Below are 24,801 nucleotides of genomic sequence, written 5' to 3' on the forward strand. Positions count from 1 at the left end.
AAACGGTCAGCCTAACTTCAGGTCAGGTTGGAGCATGGAAAACAAAGCAGAAGCAAGAGGCTTCACTCCAAACTGAAGATCAAGGGAAAGAACGCACACAGACTATCCGTCGTAGCTATGATGCTTTAGGTAGATTGATCGAGCAATGGGATGTATGGGGTAAGCGAATTGGCTATGCTTATGATGAAGTCGGCAACCTTACACATTTGACGTACCCGGATGGGAAAGTGGTGGAATACCGCTATAACTTAGCAGGTGAATTGACGGAGGTGAAGGATTGGGCAGGCAGATTAACACGGTATCGGTATGATGCGAATGGACGTGTGATCGAGACCCACCGTCCAAATGGGACACGCGAACGCCGAAGCTATGATGTCTTAGGTCAGCTCCTTCGCCAACAGGATGTCACTGCGCAGGGGATTATGATCCAGGACTTAAAATATGAGTATAATGAAGTGGGTCAAATTGTACGAGAGCAGAACAAGCAATATACGTATGATCAGCTTCGCCGCTTAGTTAGTGGAGCTAACCAAGGTAAAATTACGTATTATCGTTATGATCTTGGTGGTAACCTGACGGAGCAGAAGGAAGTAGACACAGAGACAGGATTGGGAATTGAAGGAATACAAGGATTAGAAGAAGCAAAAGGAATATTAGGAGCAAGAGGAACAAGTACTGGTGATAATCTAGGTGAATTTGGTCGAGGTTCAACTAACTCAATGTCTGTATTCAGCTATAGTGCAGATAATCGGTTACGCCGCATTGGCAACTACCCAACAGAGCATGATGCCGATGGGAACCTGCTGTACTTCACAGATGGCGAAAAAATGGCAGCTTATGAATATGATGCTCGTAACCGCATCATCCAAACTGGTCGCATGAAATATCGGTATAACTGGCGAAATGAACGCATTGAAAGCATTTGGCGTGGAAAAGTCACACGCTATGTTGTGGACGATTCAAGTCGATTTAGTCGATTATTAATGGAGTTAGATGGTGAAGGGAATGTCCTTGCTCGTTACGTATATGGACTTGGGTTAATAGGTAGAGAAGATGTAGGGACAGGGATTTATCAAAGCTATCATAGCAATATTCGGGGTAGCACAACCATCCTAACGAATGAGCACGGCTTAGTCACAGACCGATATGCCTATGGAACCTATGGCGAAGTAGAGCATTTCGAGGGATCAACATCGCAACCGTTTCAGTATAACGGTAGAGATGGTGTCATGCATGATATCAATGGGCTATACTATATGCGAGCACGATATTACCATACAGAACTGAAGCGGTTTTTAAACCGGGATGTAATCCGAGGCGAAATAACCGAAGGGCAGAAATTTAACCGTTATGTTTATGTAAATGGTGATCCAGTGCTGTATGTGGATCCGTTGGGGTTAGATGGGATAGGTTGTAGCACCTTAGTTACAGATGAGATGAAAGAAAAAATACTTTTTGGTCAACGTAAAGATCCTGCTAGAAACGAAATAATTGGGGGGCACTCTGGAAGTATTACAAATTATCATCCTAATTATGCCGTTGAAGATGTATCAATTAATGCTGATGGAACAAAAAAGGTTAAATTTACAACACAATTTTCAGATGGAAATCTTGCAAAGCTCAAGACAAGTACGCTCTTTCCAGAAGCGTGGTCTGATTCAAAAATAATTGATAGTATTGTTAAAATAGGAGACACAACAAAAATTGGTGAACGTATAAGAGATGGAGCAACCTTGCATAGAGGCGTAGTTGATGGTGTGCAGGTTGAGGTTATAAAAATTGGAAATGATGTAGTAAGTGGGTACCCGACAGGTGGGGGTGCAAATTCATTACTATCGGGTTTTCAGTAACAAACATAATCTAGTCAATAATAATTAGGAGGAATCAAAAATGTATGAAGAATTAGACAAATATTTATCGGGAGAATTTACAGTAGATTATTGGTATGATGAGGGATTTTCCATTGCTAGAGAGATGTTAGAGGAATTCAAAGATAATGATTGGAAAGAATTATTGAATACAATTCTTTCAAAATCTACTGATTGGCAGGTTAGGTATGCTTACTGTGTCGATAGTCACATTAACGATGATGCCGTAATTAAAAGTTTAATTTTATTAACTAGTATAGATAACGAAGAATTATTTACAATATGTGTTGATTCATTAAGAGTGATCCTTAATCCAACTAATATTGAATTGGTATCAAATAATCAGGAAATTTTTAATAGAATTAAAGAGATTCTTCCAAAGTGTGGTATAGCTACACAAAAAGTACTTGAAGATTTTATTAATAAATATCCAAAACAATAAGTTAAATAAATTTAAACCACATTTTTAAATAAAGATATCTTATAGTGCTCAGTCTCATTTGAATTGAAAGTAGGACTGAGCCTATTTTCATTTTAATAAAAAGAATAAGATGATTGAACTGTTTTAGTCATAAAAAAAGTTAAGGGATGTAAGGTAGGAAAAGTATAAAGGATTACTAGCATACATAGTTTGGGATTATTTTGAACATATACGACATCTGGTACAAGAAGTATCATTTACTTTTAGTGAGTATTACAGTAAAGTAGATTGGCAAAATTAGGCAGATGAACGTATCATACTTCAAGAAAGGACAGAGCCGTGGTTATTCAATGTTTCTTTATCAAATAATATTGATGAATTAATATCTAAGCACTGATACGTATTTAAGTGGAGGAGCCCATCAAATTAATCTTTTATTAGATAGAAATGCAAATGCAATGGAGTACTTAGATGTTATATCAATATCGGAAATAAGATAGGAGAAGGCGATGATTGAGAACTTAACCGTAAATCAAGGATTTATTAATTGGAAATACAATCAGAGTGAAATTGTTTTAGAAATTATAGAGGCTTTTTGTGCTACTGAAGAAGATAATTTGAATTTAATACGTGTTGTTGCAGGAGAGAACTATGTAGCAACGAAGGTTTATTATTATTCGTATAGTGGTGTTTTAAAGCTATTTTGTGATATGAAATTAGGTATTATTGAATGGGGCAATGACGGGAAAACCAAAAAGGTTAATATTCATGGAATACAAGAAGTGTTATATTCTCCACTATTTAAAAGAATATTGATTCTTTGTGATGGAGGTAAGTCAGAACTAATTGGATATAATTTAGAAGGCGATCTCTTATTTAAAGTGAATCAGCCCGAAGGATTTAAGTTGCTTTATTTTACTTGGTCCAAAGAAAGTGTATGGGTTGTGTGTGATGGAGATAAAAATAACGAAGATCAGTATGGTAGATACAGATATAATTTCCGATTAGATATTAATAAGGGGAATCTTTTCAAAGAAAGTCTAGCATATTAGAAGAAATAAAGTGTAGAAATTATTCTTACAAATAACTTGAATTTAACAGTCCTTTCTATAACCTTGTTTAGTATTTCCTTTTTTAATGTTTATATAGCTAAATAATTGAAATGGGTTTTAACTAACTTAATACAAAAATTTTTTAGGTTGATACCAATATATTGGTGTCAGCCTCTTTTTGAAATTTTATATGGTAAAATGATTTGGCAAAGGTAGAGATGGTGTCATGCTCTGGATGAGCAACTAAGTTGAAATAAACAAATATAGTTCTTCTGAAATTGTGAATTTTTGATGGGCAGAAAAAGTTTATGAGAACCCTCCATATACTGAAAAAACGGTTGTTCAAGAAATAAAATAAAAAAAAGATACAGTTTTTGTTAGAGCTTATGATGGGAAAGTGTCTGGTATGTATGGTGGTTGGGTGATGAAAGGCAGAAGATATAAAAGGATTAACCCCTTTACAAATACAAGATAAATTTGCATTACAAGCTACTCCAAAGTCAGTTGTAGAGGTGAAACTTAAAGCTGGTGATACTATTCGTATGGGAGATGTGAAAGTGAAATATCAATGTTACTTTCAGTGTATTAGTTCAAATTCATATTATTAATACTTTTAATAAATATTTACATACTTTTTTGGTACTTTCCCTCTCAAGGTTTTCTATAATAATTTGGAGGACTTAATAAAATGTCATTAGAAGAGAAAATGTTTGAAAAAAATATTGAATTAAAAAATAAAGTTTCTGATGAAATAGAAAGAGTACACAAGGGAGAAAGTAAAAAAAATATCTATCAGTTACAAACTATTCTAAATGAACTTTATTTAATTGAACAAGGGAAAGAGTTGATATTGAGTAATCCAAGATTAATATTAGATTCCTGGGATTATTCAGATTCGTTAGGATTAGAATTATTAGAATTTGCAGAAATACACAAAAAAATAAATAAATATTAATAATTTGTTTAAGATTTATACCCTTAAATTAAATATTATTTTTTTCATAGGGGATAAAATCTTACACTTAGTACTAAGTTGAATTAGTCTGGGGAACACACAAATATTCATCCTAGAACTGATGAGCCTGCCCAATGAGGATAATATCAAAACTTGACACAAGTCCTACAAAACACCATTATCATGAGAAATTCTGAACCTATGACCCTCTTAATGATGTGATGAATGTAGTTAATGCTGTTGTTCGTGCTCCAAATCCGAAGAGGTGAAGAGATGAAAATTATAATTAAAAGTTTTGAGGAAAATAACGAAGAAACAAAGGTGGTATTTTCCTCTGAATTTGGTGAGGGCACGGCCTGGTGGCAGGGAGCACTTCCAAAGGAGGGCATGTCCTACGATGTCGAGATAGAAATTCCAAATGTATTAAAATGGGGTAAGGATATCCATGAGACAAACACACATTTATATTCAATCAAAATAATAAATAACAGAGTTTGTTTCGAAGGGGAATTTGAATCAATTAGTGACGAGGATGGTTGCATGGTAGTTCGTTTTGGCAATAGTATTATTCTCCTTGAAACTGAAGGAGTTCCTCCAGGGGTACAAAGTTTTTTGAGATTTGAAATAGATAAATTAATTATGTATGAGAATAATATATAGCTATGTTAGATCATGGGATCTTTGAGTACTACTTTTTCAACCTTGATTGGCTTCATGCCTTTCAAGGCTTCTTTTTTATGGATTACCTGTTGCCGAATGAACCTTTCATTCAACCACTAACAATGTATTAAGGCAGATATCACTATAATCAACCTGTATTAGTTAAATTTATTTTATTGCGGTCCTCTTATATGTACTGTAACTTGGTATATGTATAGATGATAAAGGAGGTCTTATCTTGTCCGACCAAAATCATAACAACTACCACCAACTGCTACAGTTCATTCCTTTTTTCGAGTCCAATGAACCTAAATATACAGTTGAAAATGAGTTGAGCTTTGATCCTTTTCGCTACTCAGAAAAGTTTTATGAGTTCATTATGCTGGCTTCAGAAATGCTAGTCATCGTTGGTTTTGATTGGCATACGTTTAGCGAGGAGCAGATTACAACTAGAGAAAATTTAGCAGAGCAAGTCAAAGAGATGGATTTTGATACCATCCGCAAATGGATCACAACAATTACCCGTCAGGAGCGTTATTGCTCGGGCACCTATGCGCAAATGATTGATCAGGGTGTGTTTCTGGCGATTCTACAACGTATCAAACAACTCTTAGATGATGGAAGCATACAAACTCCATAATTTATTTAAAACTAATCCAGAACCCTTTATTCCTACGCAAACCTGGATTTTTGTCATCTAATAATTCAAACCCTGAATCAATCCCAATAAAATTGTTTAATAAACCTTGCTCTGCATATAATGTAGGGCGGGTTTGTTTTGCGTGTGCTTACTAGCTAACTATTAAGTTTTTAGATATGATAGTGTCAAAATAGATTTACTTATGGCTCTATCAAACTAGTACCTAACAACGATAGGAGGCTTGTGGCTCCGATATAGAGAGTTGTTACGATTGTTGTTAAAATAAAATTTCTTTTAATTGCAGTAAAATGTATTGGTATTATTTTAAGATAGAACCTTATTTATTTTATAAAATATAGTGTTACAGAATTAGAAGATTACACATGTAGGGAGAAAAGAGAGAAACGGGAACATGAGGGGGAGTTTTTTTGTACTGTCACGAGTGTGGAACTAAGAATGAATTAGGCACTGCGTTATGTATAAAATGTGGAACGAAGCTAATCCAGCATGATGGTGTAGATTTGCTACATCAATTAGGATTTGGCAAAGATAATTCGCCATTGGCTTCGGCTTCGGCGAAATCAGAGTCGGAAGTTGCATCGGCATCAGAGTTAAGCAGCGACGACTTAGAGTTAAATAAACAAGGTGCTCAACATGGACATAATTCAAAAAATTCATATAATTCACAAATATCAAGGCGATCAACTAATACGCAAAATAATAAAACAAAACCTAAACCTATAGCGTGGATGATTCCTCTTTTAGTAATAGGTGTAACGATCATGTCTTTGATTATGTATTATAAATACGAAATGGGCATTAACGAGCAGGTTACAAAATTGCACTCTGAGGCCAATGAAAAAGCGTTAACTGGTCACTATCAGGAGGCAAAGCAGCTCATCGATACTGCACTAACAGAACGACCTCAAAATAAAGCTTTAATTAGTGATCAAAACATTTTAACAGAAGCGATTAGCCTACAAGAACAGCTTGCAGAGGCAGCTAATGAGTTAAAAACGCAAAAAATCGATTTAGGTCAAAAAGTACTGGATAAAGTTACTGTTGGCTTAAAAGAAAGAACTGAACCTATTTTTGCACCCTTGCATAAAGAGTTGGCAACGAACCAGACAACACTTGCGGTGCTAAAGGTGAAGGCTGAAATAGAAACCTTGGATTCGGTAGATGCTTTAGTTGAAAAGCTAGATGAGATCAACAAAATAGAGGGAAAAGAAGCAGAGGCTATCGCCAAGCAGATTAAAAATAAATTAGTGGATGTAAGCTATAAGGCAGCGGAAGTAAAGCTAAAAAAAGCAGACTTTCCTAAAGCACTACAAATCGTAGATTATGGACTTTATCATGTACCTAATAGCAATAAATTAAGTGATTATCGTAAATACATTGTAGAAAAACGTGAAATGTTTGAACAAGCGGAAGCGAAACGAATAGAGCTAGCTGAACAGAAGGCGGCGGAGGAGGCCTTAAATAATCAAACCTCTGCTGTCCAAGTCATAGGCATTAATGCTGTATTAGACGAATATGGTGATCTAAAAATTACGGGCAAAATAAAAAATGTTGCGACCAGACCGATTTATGATGTTGAATTAACGATTGATATTTATGATCTAGAGGGTAAATACATGAATCAAGTCAATGCTTATGTTGATCCCTATTATTTAGATACTAATGCCGTAGGTAGCTTTACAACAACGTATAATAGTGCCTATGCAGAGGCAAGCGTGACTGCTAGTCATGCTACGTGGTTTTTAGATTAACTTTGAATCAAGTTAGGAAAAGGGGTGGATAGGGTGTCTAAGGGAGCATGGAAAAGTATTCTGTCCATTGTGGTTATTTTATGTGCAGGGTTTGCGGGGGCTTTTTGGATTCATAACTACGCGGAGAATCAGCTTACACAAAAGCCGTTATTAGCGTCTTCAGAGGTAAAAGCCGTAAACAGTACAGATCCATCAAATATATCGAACACATCAAATGCTTCAAATGCATCAAATAAATCAAGCACGTCCAATTCATCAAATAACGAAAAACATACCAAGACAAAAAAAGAAATTATCGAGGCGAGTCAAAAACGTGTTGTTACGATTGAGAGTGCAGGGGGACTAGGAACGGGTTTCCTCTATAACAATCAAGGCGATTTGTTAACCAATGCGCATGTAGTCGAAGGTTACTCTGAGGTCACAGTGCGAATGTTAAATCACAAGGAATACAAAGGAACGGTGATTGGCATTGGGGATGACATAGATATTGCTGTTGTGCGTGTGCCAGAGTTAAAAAAGCTTGATCCATTGCCTATATCTACGACAAAAGCAGAAACGGGCGATGAGATCCTAGCCCTAGGTAGCCCACTTGGTTTAGAAAATACAGTGACCACTGGAATTATAAGTGGAATCGGTCGTAACTTTGAAATTGACCCTTATGTATATACGAATATGTATCAAATTTCTGCATTTATTACCCACGGAAATAGTGGTGGGCCACTTGTTAGTGCAACAACGGGTGAGGTATTGGGGATCAACTCCGCCTCTGCGTCACAGGAAGCAGGGATTGGCTTTAGCATTCCAATTACGCAAATTTTAAAGCAAGCAGAAGCTTGGTCCAAAAAACCGATGAATGAAGCAATTTTGCAAAAAAATAGGGAGGGTTCTAACGCAGTTTCCACATCAGAACAGCTTGTCACTTATTTTTATAATGCGATAAATTCAGGTGATTATGTATCAGCATATGCTGTGTTAGGCAGTCAGTGGCAAAGTGGCACTAGTTATGAGAATTTTCGTAAAGGTTACCTGTACACGTCTAGCGTTGTTGTAGAAAAGGTAGCGACAATCGAAGAAAATCTTGAAGGTGCAAAGGTATCTGCGGTCATTGAAGCAACTGAACGTCATCAGGATGGAACAGTGAAACAGCGGTATGAAGTGAATTATACGTTGAGCTATGAGAATGGTGTATTAAAGCTGCAAAAGGGTGTAGGAAAAAAGCTAAAATAATAGTAGAGTGCGGAGGTCTTAGAAGTCATCAAAATAGTGAGCTTTAAGACCTCTCTTTTATACTTTCATTTTATGCTCTAATTCTATGCTCTAATTCTATGCTTTTCAGCCACCTCCTACACAGAGGAAGCAGACCCGATATATTTAGAAAATTCCATCTGAAAATCTAATGAATTAATATCATCCTTTAAATGCTGCTGAATCAGTGAATCTATTTTATCCACTTGCTGATGTGCCATATGTTCTAAAATAAGCTGATGCTCCTGTAAAATATCACTTAATTTTTCCCTTTTTAGCATGTGTAATCTACGATATCTTACATAATGAACATTACGTTGTTGAATAATTTCCCACAAAAATTGTCGTCCTGCTAGCTTAAACAAGGTGTGATGGAATTTGTCATCTAATGCTAGAAAGGTATCTGTAGGTGCCTCGTTTTCAATCGCAAGAGCTTGTTCCTCTAAAATCCCCTTTAAAGTGTGTATGTTGGTGATCGATAGACGTGTGGTTAATTCTTTAATGATCTCCTTCTCCAAAATACTTCTTAAGTAAATAATTTGCTCCACTGATTCTAAATCAATATAGGAGACAAAATTCCCCCTTTTTGGGTAAATATCTATATAAGCTTCTGCTGCTAGCTGCTTCAACACATCACGTAAAGGTGTTCTAGATAATTGAAAGCGTTCAGATAGGGCTGTTTCACTGATCATTGTGCCTGGTGTGAGTTCCATCGTCACAATTTCATGTTTGAGTATCGTAATAATTTGCTCCTTGGTAAACATTGCATTCCAACTTTCAATTGAATAGATTTGTTACTAGTATACATGTTATTGATGGTATGAAAAAGAAAATTGATAAAACTTCAAATATTTTTCATAAAGATAATTGTTATTTATTAGTTGACAACGCTTTATTCCTATATTATTATCAAGAAAAAATCTTGTATACAAGTTAAACAAAATACTAGATTTTTAAAGATGTTTTTAAAGGTTATACGTTGGAATACGATGCTGTAAGTCATTCATTTACTATTATTTTGATGAATACAAGGAGGGCTTGGCAATGAATATGACATGGAGATGGTATGGTGAAGGTAATGATAATATTACACTTGACCATGTAAGACAAATTCCTGGAGTAATGGGGATCGTTTGGTCATTGCATCATAAGGTCGCAGGTGAAGTGTGGGAAATGGAAGAGATCCAAAAGGTAGCGGATCAAATTACTGCAAAAGGCTTTAGCCCAGCCGTAGTTGAAAGCGTGAACGTGCATGATGATATTAAAATTGGTTTGCCAACACGCGATAAATATATAGATATTTATATTGATACGATTCGAAAGTTAGCTAAAGTTGGCGTTAAGGTAATTTGCTACAACTTTATGCCTGTGTTTGACTGGACGCGTACTGAGTTGTATAAAGAGCTGCCAGATGGGTCTAATGCGTTATTTTACGAAAAGGCGGCAATTACAGATAATCCTCGAGAAATGGTAGATCGCGTACTTAAAGGTGCAGGCGACTTCACAATGCCAGGCTGGGAGCCGGAAAGACTTGCGAAGCTAGATGAGTTATTTGCAGCATATGCAGATGTGGACGAAGAGAAATTGTTTGAAAACTTAAAATATTTCCTAGAGCGGATCATTCCTGTGTGTGAAGAGGTTGACATTAAAATGGCAATCCATCCTGATGATCCAGCTTGGCCGATTTTTGGCTTGCCTCGTATTATTCGGAGTCGGGACACGATTCGTCGGTTCCTTGATATGGTAGATAGCCCTTATAACGGCTTGACGTTCTGTACTGGTTCACTTGGTACTAATCCAGAAAACGATTTACCTGCGATGATCCGTGAATTCCATGACCGTATTTATTTTGCACATATTCGTAACGTGAAGGTGTTTGACAATGGGGATTTCATTGAGGTCTCTCATCGGGGTAGAGATGGCAGTGTAGACGTAGCAGAGGTAGTGAAGGCGTACCATGAAAATGGTTATACCGGTTATGTGCGTCCTGACCATGGCAGACATTTATGGGGCGAAGAAAAAAATTGCCGTCCAGGATACGGCTTATATGATAGAGCATTAGGCATTATGTATATGCTTGGAGTATGGGATAGCTTGGAGAAGGCTAAGGGGGAAAAATAAATGCTACAGCTAAACCGCAAAAGCTTGGAAAACAAGGCAGCTTGGGAAGCGGCAGGAATTGAATTACCTCAGTTTGACTATGAGCAAGTAGCAAAAAATACCGCAACTAACCCACAATGGGTACATTTTGGAGCAGGTAATATTTTTAGAGGATTTGTTGCTCACGCCCATCAAAAGCTATTAGATACTGGTAAGGCAAGTACGGGAATTGTAACCGTAGATACGTTTGATTATGAATTAATCGATTCTGTATATAAAGCTTATGATAACTTAACTCTATTAGTGCTGATGAGTGCAAATGGAAATTTCCATAAAAAGGTTATTAGTAGCATTGTTGAGGCACTAGCGATTGAAAAGCAACGGAAGGAAGAATATGATCGCTTATTTGCTTGCTTTGAAAACCCAAGCTTACAGCTAGCTAGCTTTACAATTACGGAAAAAGGGTATGCTCTGCATGATGCTCAAGGCCAATACCTTGGTATTGTGACTAAGGATATTGAAAATGGTCCTGAGTATCCAATTCATTTGATGAGTATTGTAACCTCATTAGCTTATCGCCGTTTCCTAAAGGGACAGCTTCCAATGACATTTTTGAGCTTGGATAATTGCTCGCATAATGGAGATAAGCTTAGAGCTAGTGTGCTAACGATTGCAAATGAATGGGTAAAAAGAGGGCATGTTGAAGCCGGATTTATTCAATATCTTGAAGATGAGCACAAAATAACTTTCCCATTGTCCATGATTGACAAAATTACACCACGCCCGTCTTCTATCGTACAGCAGTCGCTTAAAGAGCAAGGTGTGGAGGGCATGGAGATCATCGTTACCTCTAAAAATACGTATACTGCACCATTTGTAAATGCTGAAATATCTGAATATTTAGTCATTGAGGATAAGTTTACAAATGGACGACCAGCGCTTGAGGAAGCGGGAGTCATTTTCACTGATCGTGATACTGTAAACAAGGTAGAGACGATGAAGGTAACCACTTGCCTGAATCCTTTGCATACCGCACTTGCGGTTTCAGGCTGTTTATTAGGCTATACGTTAATTGCAGACGAAATGAAGGATCCTAGCTTACGTAAGCTGGTTGAAAACATTGGGTATGAAGAGGGACTTCCTGTAGTGGTAGACCCAGGTATTTTAAATGCGAAGCAGTTTTTAGATGAAGTCATTCATGAACGTTTTGCTAATCCATTTATTCCAGACACACCTCAGCGTATTGCTACAGACACCTCTCAAAAGGTAGGTATTCGTTTTGGAGAAACGATTAAATCCTATGTGGCTAGAGAAGATTTGGATGCTACAAGCCTAACTAGCATTCCATTAGCCATTGCGATGTGGTGCAGATATTTATTAGGAATCAATGATGCTGGAGAGCCATTTGAGCTCAGTCCTGATCCATTAATGGACGTATTGCAGCAACGCTTGCAGGGGGCATCACTTGGGGATACAAGCTCTAATGTTAAAGCGATTATTGAAGATGAGCAATTGTTTGGCGTAAATTTATATGAAATTGGTTTAGGTACAAAAATTGAAGGTATGTTCCATGAAATGCTGGTGGGCGCAGGTGCGGTTCGTGAAGCATTGTTGAAATATGTGAAATAAATTTAGGCTCAACACAGAAATCGGCTCATGACAATCTATGGAGTCTAAATAAACAGGGAAACCTATAAGGAACAAGAGAAAAAACTCTCTTCTAATTCCTAAGTAGTTTCCCTGTTTTTTAGTGTATTTATTAACTTTTTCAGACTCACCCTAGATTTAAGCTACTTAACTTAGTTTTTGAAGCTATGAATCGGTGCAGGGATTCGTCCACCACGCTCAATGAAGCTTGCACAGCTAAACGAGTTGACAGGCATAACTGGGGCATATCCTAACAAGCCACCAAATTCTACAATTTCACCAACATCCTTGCCAATGACAGGAATAATTCGTACCGCAGTTGTTTTATTATTGACCATACCAATAGCGGCTTCATCCGCAATAATTCCCGCAATTGTAGCAGGGGAGGTATGTCCAGGAATGGCGATCATATCGAGACCTACGGAGCACACACACGTCATCGCTTCAAGCTTTTCAAGTGTTAAAGCGCCTTTTTGAACCGCTTCAATCATGCCATGATCTTCACTGACAGGAATAAAGGCACCACTTAATCCGCCAACATAGGATGAAGCCATTACGCCACCTTTTTTCACGTTATCATTTAAAATGGCTAATGCCGCAGTTGTGCCTGGTGCACCTGCTTCCTCTAAGCCCATTACTTGGAAAATTTCAGCGATAGAGTCTCCGATTTCAGGGGTAGGAGCTAAGGATAAATCAATAATCCCAAACGGGACACCTAATCTTTTAGATGCTTCTTGGGCTACTAGCTGTCCAACACGCGTAATTTTAAAGGAAGTACGTTTAATCGTTTCGCATAAAGTTTCAAAATCTTTGTCTTTTACTTCCTCTAGTGCACGTTTTACAACACCAGGGCCACTTACGCCTACATTAATACAGCATTCAGGTTCACCTGGTCCGTGAAAGGCACCTGCCATAAAGGGATTGTCCTCAACCGCATTACAGAATACAACGAGCTTAGAACAGCCAGCAGAGTTATTATCCGCAGTTAGCTCCGCAGATTCCTTGATAATATTACCCATGAGCTTCACTGCATCCATGTTTATCCCGCTACGAGAAGAGCCAATGTTGACCGATGCACACACTCTTTCGGTGACCGCCAAGCTTTCAGGAATGCTACGAATCAAAATTTCATCGCTTTTAGTCATTCCCTTTTGTACGAGCGCAGAGAAACCACCCAAAAAGTTTACGCCAACCTCTTTAGCTGCTTTATTTAATTGCTCGGCGATAGGGACATACGTATCTGTCTGAACACCGCCCGCAGCAATTGCAATCGGCGTAACCGAAATTCGTTTATTAATAATGGGGATTCCAAATTGCTTTTCTAAATCCTCACCTGTTTTAACTAAATTTTCTGCAAGTCGAGTAATTTTATCATAAATCTTTTGATTAAATACTTTTAAATCGGGATGTCCACAATCCATTAAACTGATCCCCATCGTGATGGTACGGACATCTAAATTCATTTCGCGAATCATCTTATTTGTTTCTTGAACTTCAACAAGTGAAATCATACGTAATCCCTCCAAAGGCAAGCAAATTATATACGGTGCATTGTGTTAAAGATATCTTCGTGCTGTAGCTTAATTTCGACCCCAATTTCAACGCCGAGCTGTTGTAAATCTTCAACTAAATGATCAAAGTTTTTAGTAGAAGCAGAGGCATCTACGATCATCATCATGTTAAAATATCCTTGGATAATCGTTTGAGAAATATCAAGAATGTTAACTTGTTGCTCCGCAAGATACGTACAGACTTTAGCAATGATTCCTACTCTGTCCTTTCCTAATACCGTAATAATCCCCTTCAATATAATTGCCTCCCTTAATTGTACGGTTCCTTTACAGGCTTCCGAATATGATTTTCAGATTATTATGTCAGAAAAAAGGTTAATGGGCAATGTGAGATGTCTTATTATGTGTAATGTTTTATAATTTAAGGAGAAATTAAGGCATAGGAGAAGTTAGTGATTAATGAAGACAGGGGGTGTCACTACAGACAGAGGGTTGTTTCATTCGCTGTTAAAATTAAATTTTAAATTATTGGATGTCACAAACAAAGTAAAAATTTAGTTTTAAATGCGACCATTACATTACTCCACAATCCCTCTGTCCTTCGCCTAGAACTTTCATTAGCTAATCACTAATTAAGTTTAGGCCTTAATTGGGCATAAGATAGAAATTCAACATTTATACATAGGGGGAGTAGTTATGTTCAAGTTTGATATCAAAGAAAGCTTAGCCGCATATTTTAATTCAGTTCCAGATTTTCTTATGAGACATGTTGAGGTAATGGTTCCGATGGATATGAGAAATGGTCAGGTGGATGAAGAAGGATGGATAGATTGGAAGATTGTAAACTCTACGATTACGATGGAAGAGATTGAAGTCATAGAGCAACAATATGCAATTAAATATCCAGAGCTGTATAAGCAATTTTTGAGAGCTTATCACTATATTGAGCTACAGTTTAAGAATATTAAGGAAGGGTCTAGCTATAAGGGGGATTGCGCCTTTATTGAAATGCCAAGATTGCTTACAGGTGAGGGCTTGAGTGAAGTCATCAGCCTAATCGAGAACTGGAATCCTATGTTATTAGCAGGTTATTTGCCCTTTGCAGTGGGGGAAGACGGACAAGGACCAATTTGCTTTGATTTACGGAATCCTAACGAACAAGGTGATTATCCTGTAGTATGGGTGCTTCATGATTATTTACATCAAGTGGATGATGCTCAACAAGATGGTGAAGCTGTTCGCGCATTCCTCCAACCCTACATAAGAGAAATATTTCCTTCCTTCGAAGAAATGGCAAGGCTGTTAATCGTCCCTATGAAACCTTATAAGGATAACGATGAGTGAGGGAAGGGGAGATAAAAATTTGAAATATATGATTGGTCACTTTGCTTCAATCCTTGGTTTAACAACAGATACATTACGATTATACGAAAAGCACGACATTGTGTCTCCACAAAAAGATGATCACAACCACTATCGTTATTTTAGCGATTTAGATGCGAGGAACTTATTGATGAGTCGCTGGTTTAGAAGTGCAGAAATGTCTCTACAGGAAACCGTCGTTCTAGTAAATGAGAGCCCCACGGGGTGCATCTTGCGTAGCTTTGAAGAGAGCAGACGCAATATGCAATTAGAGATAGAACAGAAGTAGCGGTTATTACACCGTATTACTGAAATGATGAATGAAATTAGTGAAGCTGAGCATACCCTTTATGAGTGTGAAATTAAGGAACAGCGAGGGCATTTAAGTGAAAAAAATTACAATCAATGATGGGAGTGCAACAAAAGGAAAAGTTTGAAAAAGTAACGCAAAGGGGGAGAGGTGAAAATGGGGAGTAAAAAAGCACTTAGCAAACTTTTGAGTGTAATGTTGGGCTTGTTACTTGTAGTAGGTGTTCTTAGTGGCTGTACAGGGAACTCATCTGAAGAGACAACACAGCGTGGAGATACCACCTTTATCGCAGGAACTTACACAGGCGAGGCAGAAGGAAAGGATGGGAAAATTAAGGTTGAGGTGACAGTGAACGAGGATAGCCGAATCACAGATATCAAAATTGTGAGTCAGTCTGAAACAGGTGGATTAGGTGATGCTGCTCTAGAAAAAGTAAAGGATCAAATCATTGCAGAGCAGACGCTAGCTGTTGATGCCGTCAGTGGTGCAAGCTTATCCAGTAAAGCGATGATAGATGCTGTTGAAAATGCGATGCGACAGGCAGGTGGAGATATTAAAGTATTAAAAACAGCAGTTAAAAGGTCTGGAGAGGGTAAAACAGAACAGCTAACGACAGATGTCATTGTAGTAGGAGCAGGTGCTTCTGGAGTCTCAGCGGCGGTATCTGCGGCAGATAATGGAGCAAAGGTAATCATCATTGAAAAGACAGCCAATATTGGTGGAGCAAGTAATTTGTCTTGGGCAGGGAAATTTTATAACTCAACTGAGGCTGTAAGCCGAGGTGTAAAGGTTGAGGTGGAGAAGGAAATTGCGGATTGGATTGTTAACAATCATTGGCGGGTAGATGCCTCTGCCATTCGTCAATATGTCACGAAGTCAGGTCAAACCTATGATTGGCTTAATGAAAAAGGCTATAAAACAAAGTTTTTGAACTTTGGGGGAGAGCAGCTTCATGTATTGCCGCCATATGAGTCGCGTCAAGCTACATTAAGAAAAATGCTTGCCGTTTCCGTTGAAAAAAATGGAGGACAAGTACTAACAGAAACAACAGCTAAAAAGCTAATTACTAATGATGAAGGTGTTGTGATCGGTGTTCAAGCAGTGAAGTCAGACGGTACTACATTAGAAGTTACAGCCAAAAGTGTCATTATGGCAACTGGTGGTTATGCTGCAAATAAGGAAATGGTAAAGAAAAGCTTTGGCTTTGAAGGAGTAAATGGTGGTCTAGGACAAAATGTTGGTGAAGGCTTAGAAATTGCTTGGGCAGCAGGGGCAAAGGTTCCAGATAATTTTGGTGGACAAATGCTGCACCAGACGTTGGCTAGAGCAACGGAGAGATTAAAAAAACAATACACTCCTTTTGAAGCAAGTTATCCACTTATGCTAACTTATTTGCCTAACTTTATGAATGTAGGAAGTGCTGGTGCACGCTTTAGAGATGAAGCTGCAACACTTACACCCGTTGCAGCGGCGAATACAAGTGCTTTTAATGGTGCTTATCACCTCGTAATTGTATCTAAAGCCCAGCTTGATACGCTTACAGCGAAAGGGATGGGTGGGATTCAGGCACCTAAGTTACCTGGGATGCCGCCTGAATTTTATGGAAACTTTAAGGATCAATTTAAGCTTGACACACCTTGGGAAAACGCAGAAAAAGTATTTGAGAGCATGGTTGCAAATGGAGATGGCTATAAAGGAAATACGGTTGAGGAATTGGCTAAAAATGCTGGAATGCATGAAAATACCTTTAAGGAAGCCTATGAGCAATATCAAGATGCAATTCAAGCTGGTGTGGATACTGCGTTTGGGAAGGAGAAGGCGTATCTAACCCCGATGGGGCAAAAAGGACCATATTATGCTATCATTGCAGAAATTAATAACCTTGGTTCTGTAGGCGGCTTGCTAGTGAATACTCAGTTCCAAGTATTAAATGACCAACGTATACCCGTGAAGGGTCTGTATGCAGTGGGACTTGAATCTGAAGGTGTGCTCTACAATGATACTTATGTAGGTAATGGGGTTGGTATCGGGTATGCCTTCACCTCAGGGCGACTAGGTGGGGAGAGTGCGGCAAAAGTCGCAGTGCAAGTAAAATAACAAACAAAGAAAAAGCTTATTAATTTGATTTACATTGTTAATTGTTGAGTGAAAAATAATAAAAATATAAATTAAAGGCTAATAAGTGTTATATAAAAAGGGACTACTCTGAAATTGAGCAGCCCCTTTATTAATTTTCGAAGTTTTTTGAAATAAGGTATTAAAAAAGCTCTTTGAAATATAGGAACTTATTTAAGTTGTTGTATACTGTGTAACATTCAAGTAGCGATTTACTGCTGATGCGGAGGTTAAGTTAGTAGCAGCTGTTGTAATTACACGTACTTCATAGGTGCTGGATGCAGTAGTTATAGCTGTATCCACATAGGTGTTAGCTACTGGGAATTCAACAGTTTCTGCTGCTGCGCCACTCTGGTTTAAAGTTCGTGTAGCAATTAAAGTTCCGTCTCTATATAATCTAAACTCAACAGTAAGAGTCCAAGCAGCACTAAATACCCCTTGATAATCTACTGCATAATCAACCTTTAAGTTATTTCCCGTAGTGACAGTAGTAGTCACAGTTGCTACTGTAACTTCAGTACTTAATGGTGGTGCTACAGCAAGGGCACCAGCAGTATTTGAGAATGCTAATGTGGATCCTGGTCCAGTGTCACCTGTTGTTCCAGTAACACCAGTGACCCCAGTAGCTCCAGTAGCACCAGTGATGCCAGTGGCTCCAGTAGCACCGGTGACACCAGTAATCCCAGTGGCCCCAGTAGCGCCCGTCGCACCAGTAGCGCCAGTATCTCCAGTAGCACCAGTGGCCCCAGTTTCGCCAGTGGCTCCAGTTGCACCAGTATCTCCAGTAGCACCAGTAATGCCAGTAGCACCAGTGGCCCCAGTTTCGCCAGTGGCTCCAGTTACACCAGTATCTCCAGTAGCACCAGTAATGCCAGTGGCCCCAGTTTCGCCAGTGGCACCCGTAGCGCCTGTAACCCCAGTTGCTCCAGTATCACCAACTCCTGGACCAGTTGGTCCCGTAGCGCCAGTGGCCCCAGTAGCCCCAGTAGCCCCACCACCACCACTTATTAGTGTTGCATCCATCAAGATTACATCATCAACAACGATATTACTTGCAGAAGCCGAAGGCAAGAACGTAACGGATAGCTGAGCAAAGGCTGCCGTTAAAGGAGCTGTAGTGGTCAATCCTTCGAATACACTCCAGTCTTCATTTGTAAAATGCCCCTCTTGTACTATAAGTTGAAGTCCAGTGCCTAAAAAATTGATATTAGTATCTAAATAGTTTACAGAAATAACAGTAACAGGACTTATCCCGCTTCCATTTCGTTTTAATGACACAGATACAAAATATCCTGCTCCCGGCTCAACCGTTACTGCTTGGTTAACAGAGGGAGCAGAAGCCCCATTTAACAATGTTGCACTTAAACTTCCAGTTTTAGCTGAAGCATTAAGAACAGCATTTACAGGAAACCACGAATCAAATCCATTTTCAAAACTACCGTTAATTATTCTATTACCTAAACTAATAGTCAGCTTAACCACCCCACACAAATTGTTGTATAAACAATAGAGCTTCATACATAAATACATTGTATGCCAAAAAACTCCAAGCTCTACTAAAATGGGCGTTGTGTTGTTACTATGTAATTCCAATTAGAGTAAAAGCATCTTGAGTAATAATGGCCAAAACGTAATTAAGAAACCCATGTCATTTAAGACTAGGGCTTTATCTAAACTATTAAGAATAATTAAATTTCACAAAATGTATTGCATTAAAATAGAGATTAAAAAGGCTGGCGAGAAATACTCGGCAGCCTTAGTTTATTAGAAGATTTGAGTATGTTTGAGATTAAGGTGTAAATAAAATAATATTCAAATATCGATTAATTGTTGTAGCAGAGGTTAAGCTACTGGCAGCTGTTGTAATTACACGTAATTCATAGGTGCTAGAGGTAGTAGTTGGAACTGTATCGACGTATGTGTTAGCTACTGGGAAACGATTAGTCCCTGCTGGTGATCCACTTCGATTTAAAGTTCGAGTTGTAATTAGAGTGCCATCTCTATACAAACGAAATTCCGCTGTAACCGACCAGTTTGATGTGAATACTCCTTCATATGAAAGCGCATAGTCAACTTTCAATAAATTTCCAGTTATCACATTTAAGGTTACGGATGCAACGGTTACTTCAGTGTTTAACGGTGGAAAAACAGATATGCTGCCGTTATTATTACTAAATGAAAGTGTAGGGGCACCTGCAGTAGAGCCAGTCACACCTGTTATACCCGTAACTCCAGTAGCACCGGTAACACCCGTAGCGCCAGTGGCCCCAGTAGCACCCGTAGCTCCAGTAATCCCAGTGGTGCCTGTGCTGCCAGTTACCCCTGTAGCTCCAGTAGCACTAGTAATGCCGGTCGCACCCGTAGCGCCCGTAACACCTGTGGCTCCTGTAGCTCCAGTAACCCCTGTGTTACCAGTGCTGCCTGTCACTCCCGTAACTCCAGTCAGACCAGTAGCACCCGTATCGCCCGTAGCTCGAGTAACCCCTGTGTTACCAGTGCTGCCTGTCACTCCCGTAACTCCAGTCAGACCAGTAGCACCCGTATCGCCTGTCGCGCCAGTAATGCCCGTGTTCCCCGTACTGTCCGTCACTCCCGTAACTCCAGTCAAACCAGTAGCACCCGTATCGCCTGTCGCGCCAGTAATGCCCGTGTTCCCCGTGCTGCCCGTCACTCCCGTAACTCCAGTCAAACCAGTAGCACCCGTATCGCCTGTTGCCCCAGTAACCCCAGTGTTCCCCGTCACTCCAGTAGCACCAGTCAAACCGGTCGCACCTGTGTCGCCCGTAGCCCCAGTAACCCCCGTATTACCCGTACTGCCAGTCACTCCTGTAGCTCCAGTCACTCCTGTAGCTCCAGTCACTCCTGTAGCTCCAGTCAAACCAGTAGCACCCGTATCGCCTGTAGCTCCAGTAACCCCTGTGTTACCAGTGCTGCCTGTCACTCCCGTAACTCCAGTCAGACCAGTAGCACCCGTATCGCCTGTAGCTCCAGTAATACCAGTGGTACCCGTGCTACCAGTTACTCCCGTAACTCCAGTCAAACCAGTAGCACCCGTATCGCCTGTCGCGCCAGTAATGCCCGTGTTCCCCGTGCTGCCCGTCACTCCCGTCACTCCCGTAACTCCAGTGAGACCAGTAGCTCCCGTATCACCTGTTGCCCCAGTAATGCCCGTGTTCCCCGTACTTCCAGTTACTCCAGTAGTACCAGTCAGACCAGTAGCACCCGTATCGCCTGTTGCCCCAGTAACACCAGTGTTCCCCGTGCTACCAGTCACTCCAGTAGTACCAGTGAGACCAGTAGCTCCCGTATCGCCTGTCGCCCCAGTAACACCAGTGGTACCCGTGCTACCAGTTACTCCCGTAACTCCAGTCAAACCAGTAGCACCCGTATCGCCCGTAGCCCCAGTAACCCCCGTATTACCCGTACTGCCACTCACTCCTGTAGCTCCAGTCAAACCAGTAGCACCCGTATCGCCTGTAGCTCCAGTAACCCCTGTGTTACCAGTGCTGCCTGTCACTCCCGTAACTCCAGTCAGACCAGTAGCACCCGTATCGCCTGTAGCCCCGGTGTTCCCCGTGCTGCCCGTCACTCCAGTAGCACCAGTCAAACCGGTCGCACCTGTGTCGCCCGTAGCCCCGGTGTTCCCCGTACTGCCAGTTACTCCTGTAGCTCCAGTCAAACCAGTAGCACCCGTATCGCCCGTCGCCCCAGTCAAACCAGTGTTCCCCGTGCTACCAGTTACTCCGGTAACTCCAGTCAAACCAGTAGCACCTGTATCGCCCGTCGCCCCAGTAATGCCCGTGATTCCCGTGCTGCCAGTTAATCCAGCAGAACCAGTTGAACCCGTAGCTCCGGTAGCACCCGTAACACCAGTAGCCCCAGCGATGCCGGTAGCACCAGTGGGGCCAGTAGCACCAGTGGTGCCGCTTAAAAGTGTTGCATCCATAAATATAACATCATCAACAAGAATATTACTTGAAGAGGGTGTGGGTAAAAACGTAAATGAAAGCTGTGCGTATATTGCCGTTGGAGGTGCAATTGTAGTGATTCCCTCAAACACACTCCACTCACTGCTTTCAAAATGTCCCTGTTGAGTTACAAGCAAAAGTCCGCTACTTAAAAAATTGATATTTACATCAAAGAAACTTACAGAAATAACGACAATAGGACTTACTCCACTTCCATACCTAGCTATTGATGCAGATACATAATACCCCGCTCCAGGTTCAACGATTACCGCTTGTTGAACAGAGGGAGATGTTAAACTATTTTGCATTTCAGCGCTGAAATTCCCAGTTTTAGCTGATGAATTGAGAATAGTATTTATGGGAACCCAGGAATCAAAACCATTTTCAAAGCTTCCATTGATGATTTTATTGCCCAAGCGAATAGTCAGAATACCCACCCCATATAGATGACGTAAAAAATCTCCTTGTATCACTCTATGTTTAAAAAAAGGTGTTATTCCGCTTAACCGTCATACTTGTTTAACATTACTAATCTTTAATCCTCTTAAAGCAGCGAGTTCTTTCGTTCCATTTCTCTAAGCTCTACGCGACGAATTTTACCCGATGTTGTTTTAGGTAGTTCAGCAATGAATTCAATTTTTCTTGGATATTTATAAGGTGCTGTTAACGATTTGACGTGACTTTGTAGCTCACGTGCTAAATCATGTGATTCGCTAACACCATCCACCAATACAACAAAAGCTTTTACAACAGAGCCTCTGATTTCATCTGGACTAGCAACAACCGCACATTCTTTAACAGCAGTGTGCTTCATCAAAGCCTCTTCGACTTCAAATGGTCCAATCGTATAACCAGAGCTAATTATAATATCATCGTTCCGACCCTCATACCAAAAGTACCCATCCTCATCTACCCTTGCACGATCGCCTGTAACAAAATATTGACCACGTTGACTGCTCTTTTTACGTTCCGGGTCATTATAATAGCTCTTAAATAGAGCCGGCATATCTAAATGAACAGCGATGTCACCAATTTCATTTGGAGCAACAGGTGTCCCATCCTCATCAACAATTTCAATTAATTTAGGAGATATAGCTTTTCCCATTGAACCTAATCGAATCGGTGTATCCATTAAAGTTCCGATTAACAAGGTGCTTTCGGTTTGTCCATAGCCGTCACGAATCGTAATGTTACACTCACGTTTAAATGTATTAATGACCTCTTGATTTAGTGGTTCACCCGCAGAGACTACACTTCGTAATGAAGCTAAATCATGTTCTCCTAAATGGCCACTTTTCGCCATCAGTCTGAACTCAGTTGGTGTACAGCATAATACCTGAACTCTATGCTTCTCAATTAAGCTAAGATATTGCTTTGGATGAAAAGAACCATGGTAAACAATACCTGTTGCTCCTTTTCCCAAAACCGATAAAAATGGGCTCCAAATCCACTTTTGCCAGCCAGGTGCTGCCGTTGCCCACACCGTATCCTCTGGTTGAATATCTAGCCATAGCGTAGAGGCAATTTTTAAATGTGCGTATGCCCAGCCATGACTATGGATAACCCCTTTTGGATTCCCTGTTGTACCCGAAGTATAAGCTAAAATTGCCATGTCATCACGATGCGTAGCAACGGTCTCGAACTCAGTACTTTGCTCATGCATAAGCTGATCAAGATTGTACCAGCCTGATGCTGGTTTTTCATCATGTTGAGAAACTGAAATACGATAAGCTAATGAAGGCGTGTCCACTTCAATTTTATCAACCTCAGTTGTTAGAGAGGACCAAGCAATTACGGCTTTGGCTCCAGAATGGTTAAAGCGATATTCCAAGTCTTTGGCGCGTAGCATTTCTGAGGATGGAATTACAGCAACCCCTAGCTTTAGGCAAGCTAAATAAATTACATAGGCAATAATTTGGCGTGGAACCATCACGAGGACACGATCCCCTTTGCTCAAGCCTAGCTTTTCTAATCCATTTGCAAGCTGGTTTGCCTTTTTCATTAAGTTGCCATACGTTATTTCTTCATAGTCTCCTTGCTCATTTAACCATTTAAGCGCAACTTTATTCTCAGGATGATGATCCATCTCAGAAGTTAAATTGTACTGTTCAGGTGCGTTCCATTGCTCAAAGTTCATTAGGATAATCTCCTTTTTATTCGTTCGAATTAGTAATATTACTTCATTATAACACTTAATACTAGTACCAGGTACTAGTATCAGAAAATTTTCTTTTTAAATGGTTTTATCATTAAAGCATTCAATAAATTTCCTCGCAGCAGAAGAGAGATAACGATCCTTGTCCCAAATGGCGGCAATCCGAGTATGAAGAGCATCATTTTGAATCACCTTGATTCGTAGATCATTGTGATCTGTTAAGGCATATACAGCCGACTTAGGCAAAATACCGATGCCTAGCCCTGCATTAGCCCATAACAGAGTGGTACGAGCATCATCATTTTTACATAAAATAGAAGGCTCAAAATGACTCTGATAACAAGTGTTTATAATAAGCTGTTCAAAACGACGATAAATAATTAGAGGTCGTCCCTTTAAATCATCCATCTGAATTTCTGTTTTCACCACATCCCAATCATGTTCTGTTGTCATCACAGCTACCATCGGTTCTGTTTCAGCATAGGCACAATTTAAGTTGGTTACATTAAAAGGAGTTCTTACAATTCCGATTTCAATAATTCCTTTATTAAGTAAATCAATCATACTAAATGTGTTACCTTCATGAATTTCAAACGTAACATCGGGGTATTGCCCATGAAAGTAGGTTAAACGTTGCTTTAGTAAAGTAGAGGCGGAAGAGGAAACAGTACCAATGGCAAGCGTCCCACTTAGACCACTGCTTATATCTCTTACTTCTCTTGCTGCCGAGTCGTTGAGAGCGATAATTTGCTTAGCTCTGTTTTGAAGTATGAGGCCTGCATCAGTGAGTGTAATATTACGAGCTCCACGCTCCATAAGCTGGACGCCTAGCTCATCCTCCAGTTGCTTTAATTGCTGACTTAGAGGAGGTTGTGCCATAGCTAATTTCTTAGCTGCCGCAGTGATACTGCCTTCCTCAGCAATGGTCAAAAAATATTTTAATTGTCTGATATCCATGGGAATTTTCCTTTCAGAAAATCGGATTAAAATTTTTCACTATCCATATTTATATCATATGTC

General features: G+C 39.8%; 20 protein-coding genes. 13 read left to right on the forward strand and 7 right to left on the reverse strand.

Annotation, left to right across the window (positions count from 1 at the left end; translation table 11 throughout):
* The 8 genes from ABE099_RS18805 to ABE099_RS18840 all read left to right on the forward strand — a co-directional run.
* On the forward strand, positions 1-1,850 hold a 1,850-nt coding region (locus ABE099_RS18805), incomplete at its 5' end, for an RHS repeat domain-containing protein (RefSeq protein ID WP_430032832.1).
* Between the two features lie 40 nt (positions 1,851-1,890).
* Entirely contained in the window at positions 1,891-2,310 is a 420-nt protein-coding gene (locus tag ABE099_RS18810; protein ID WP_430032834.1) for a hypothetical protein, read from the forward strand.
* A 488-nt stretch (positions 2,311-2,798) separates the two neighbouring features.
* Positions 2,799-3,341 carry a hypothetical protein gene (locus tag ABE099_RS18815; RefSeq protein ID WP_430032836.1) on the forward strand — a complete coding sequence of 181 codons (543 nt, stop codon included), beginning with the start codon at positions 2,799-2,801 and terminating at the stop codon, positions 3,339-3,341.
* Between the two features lie 688 nt (positions 3,342-4,029).
* A complete protein-coding gene (locus ABE099_RS18820; RefSeq protein ID WP_430032838.1) occupies positions 4,030-4,296 on the forward strand; it encodes a hypothetical protein in 267 nt (88 codons plus the stop codon).
* 273 nt (positions 4,297-4,569) lie between these two features.
* A complete protein-coding gene (locus tag ABE099_RS18825; protein ID WP_430032840.1) occupies positions 4,570-4,956 on the forward strand; it encodes a hypothetical protein in 387 nt (128 codons plus the stop codon).
* 238 nt (positions 4,957-5,194) lie between these two features.
* On the forward strand, positions 5,195-5,596 hold the full coding sequence (locus tag ABE099_RS18830) for a DUF6508 domain-containing protein (protein ID WP_430032842.1): 402 nt from the start codon (positions 5,195-5,197) through the stop codon (positions 5,594-5,596).
* Between the two features lie 428 nt (positions 5,597-6,024).
* Positions 6,025-7,368, forward strand: coding sequence for an FxLYD domain-containing protein (locus ABE099_RS18835; protein ID WP_430032844.1), 1,344 nt, complete (start codon positions 6,025-6,027; stop codon positions 7,366-7,368).
* 33 nt (positions 7,369-7,401) lie between these two features.
* A complete protein-coding gene (locus tag ABE099_RS18840; RefSeq protein WP_430032846.1) occupies positions 7,402-8,595 on the forward strand; it encodes a S1C family serine protease in 1,194 nt (397 codons plus the stop codon).
* 116 nt (positions 8,596-8,711) lie between these two features.
* Here ABE099_RS18840 and ABE099_RS18845 read toward each other — a convergent pair whose 3' ends face one another.
* Positions 8,712-9,377 (reverse strand): GntR family transcriptional regulator, encoded by a 666-nt coding sequence (locus ABE099_RS18845; protein WP_430032848.1) that lies wholly within the window; start codon positions 9,375-9,377, stop codon positions 8,712-8,714.
* A 280-nt stretch (positions 9,378-9,657) separates the two neighbouring features.
* On the opposite strand from ABE099_RS18845, the gene uxuA reads away from it, so the two are divergent.
* Both uxuA and ABE099_RS18855 read left to right on the forward strand, forming a co-directional pair.
* On the forward strand, positions 9,658-10,734 hold the full coding sequence (gene uxuA, locus ABE099_RS18850) for a mannonate dehydratase (RefSeq protein WP_430032850.1): 1,077 nt from the start codon (positions 9,658-9,660) through the stop codon (positions 10,732-10,734).
* Positions 10,735-12,342 carry a mannitol dehydrogenase family protein gene (locus ABE099_RS18855; protein WP_430032852.1) on the forward strand — a complete coding sequence of 536 codons (1,608 nt, stop codon included), beginning with the start codon at positions 10,735-10,737 and terminating at the stop codon, positions 12,340-12,342.
* A 170-nt stretch (positions 12,343-12,512) separates the two neighbouring features.
* Here ABE099_RS18855 and ABE099_RS18860 read toward each other — a convergent pair whose 3' ends face one another.
* On the reverse strand, positions 12,513-13,868 hold the full coding sequence (locus ABE099_RS18860; protein WP_430032921.1) for a PFL family protein: 1,356 nt from the start codon (positions 13,866-13,868) through the stop codon (positions 12,513-12,515).
* Positions 13,869-13,897: 29 nt separating this feature from the next.
* Positions 13,898-14,167 (reverse strand): ACT domain-containing protein, encoded by a 270-nt coding sequence (locus ABE099_RS18865; RefSeq protein ID WP_430032853.1) that lies wholly within the window; start codon positions 14,165-14,167, stop codon positions 13,898-13,900.
* Between the two features lie 400 nt (positions 14,168-14,567).
* On the opposite strand from ABE099_RS18865, the gene ABE099_RS18870 reads away from it, so the two are divergent.
* The 3 genes from ABE099_RS18870 (at position 14,568) to ABE099_RS18880 (ending at position 17,640) form a co-directional block, all read left to right on the forward strand.
* Entirely contained in the window at positions 14,568-15,215 is a 648-nt protein-coding gene (locus tag ABE099_RS18870; RefSeq protein WP_430032855.1) for an SMI1/KNR4 family protein, read from the forward strand.
* 28 nt (positions 15,216-15,243) lie between these two features.
* A complete protein-coding gene (locus ABE099_RS18875; protein WP_430032923.1) occupies positions 15,244-15,522 on the forward strand; it encodes a MerR family transcriptional regulator in 279 nt (92 codons plus the stop codon).
* A gap of 177 nt (positions 15,523-15,699) precedes the next feature.
* The gene (locus ABE099_RS18880) at positions 15,700-17,640 is read left to right on the forward strand and encodes an FAD-dependent oxidoreductase (RefSeq protein WP_430032857.1); all 1,941 of its coding nucleotides are present in this window, start codon (positions 15,700-15,702) and stop codon (positions 17,638-17,640) included.
* Positions 17,641-17,832: 192 nt separating this feature from the next.
* On the opposite strand, the gene ABE099_RS18885 is transcribed toward ABE099_RS18880, so the two are convergent.
* The 4 genes from ABE099_RS18885 to ABE099_RS18900 form a co-directional block, all read right to left on the reverse strand.
* Positions 17,833-19,251: an NTTRR-F1 domain gene (locus ABE099_RS18885; protein ID WP_430032859.1), complete on the reverse strand. Its 1,419-nt coding sequence runs from the start codon at positions 19,249-19,251 to the stop codon at positions 17,833-17,835.
* Between the two features lie 196 nt (positions 19,252-19,447).
* On the reverse strand, positions 19,448-22,042 hold the full coding sequence (locus tag ABE099_RS18890; protein ID WP_430032861.1) for a beta strand repeat-containing protein: 2,595 nt from the start codon (positions 22,040-22,042) through the stop codon (positions 19,448-19,450).
* A 128-nt stretch (positions 22,043-22,170) separates the two neighbouring features.
* Complete coding sequence (gene mbcS, locus ABE099_RS18895) at positions 22,171-23,763, reverse strand: acyl-CoA synthetase MbcS (protein WP_430032862.1); 1,593 nt, start codon at positions 23,761-23,763, stop codon at positions 22,171-22,173.
* Between the two features lie 96 nt (positions 23,764-23,859).
* The gene (locus ABE099_RS18900; protein ID WP_430032864.1) at positions 23,860-24,738 is read right to left on the reverse strand and encodes a LysR family transcriptional regulator; all 879 of its coding nucleotides are present in this window, start codon (positions 24,736-24,738) and stop codon (positions 23,860-23,862) included.
* Positions 24,739-24,801 lie beyond the last annotated feature (63 nt).

Source organism: Paenibacillus turicensis (genome assembly GCF_050461185.1).
GTDB lineage: Bacteria > Bacillota > Bacilli > Paenibacillales > Paenibacillaceae > Fontibacillus > Fontibacillus turicensis_A.

Coding starts and splice junctions, on each gene's coding strand:
- ABE099_RS18810 (WP_430032834.1), top strand. CDS start 1,891: ATGTATGAAGAATTAGACAAATATTTATCGGGAGAATTTACAGTAGAT.
- ABE099_RS18815 (WP_430032836.1), top strand. CDS start 2,799: ATGATTGAGAACTTAACCGTAAATCAAGGATTTATTAATTGGAAATAC.
- ABE099_RS18820 (WP_430032838.1), top strand. CDS start 4,030: ATGTCATTAGAAGAGAAAATGTTTGAAAAAAATATTGAATTAAAAAAT.
- ABE099_RS18825 (WP_430032840.1), top strand. CDS start 4,570: ATGAAAATTATAATTAAAAGTTTTGAGGAAAATAACGAAGAAACAAAG.
- ABE099_RS18845 (WP_430032848.1), bottom strand. CDS start 9,377: ATGTTTACCAAGGAGCAAATTATTACGATACTCAAACATGAAATTGTG.
- uxuA (WP_430032850.1), top strand. CDS start 9,658: ATGAATATGACATGGAGATGGTATGGTGAAGGTAATGATAATATTACA.
- ABE099_RS18855 (WP_430032852.1), top strand. CDS start 10,735: ATGCTACAGCTAAACCGCAAAAGCTTGGAAAACAAGGCAGCTTGGGAA.
- ABE099_RS18870 (WP_430032855.1), top strand. CDS start 14,568: ATGTTCAAGTTTGATATCAAAGAAAGCTTAGCCGCATATTTTAATTCA.
- ABE099_RS18875 (WP_430032923.1), top strand. CDS start 15,244: ATGATTGGTCACTTTGCTTCAATCCTTGGTTTAACAACAGATACATTA.
- ABE099_RS18880 (WP_430032857.1), top strand. CDS start 15,700: ATGGGGAGTAAAAAAGCACTTAGCAAACTTTTGAGTGTAATGTTGGGC.
- mbcS (WP_430032862.1), bottom strand. CDS start 23,763: ATGAACTTTGAGCAATGGAACGCACCTGAACAGTACAATTTAACTTCT.
- ABE099_RS18900 (WP_430032864.1), bottom strand. CDS start 24,738: ATGGATATCAGACAATTAAAATATTTTTTGACCATTGCTGAGGAAGGC.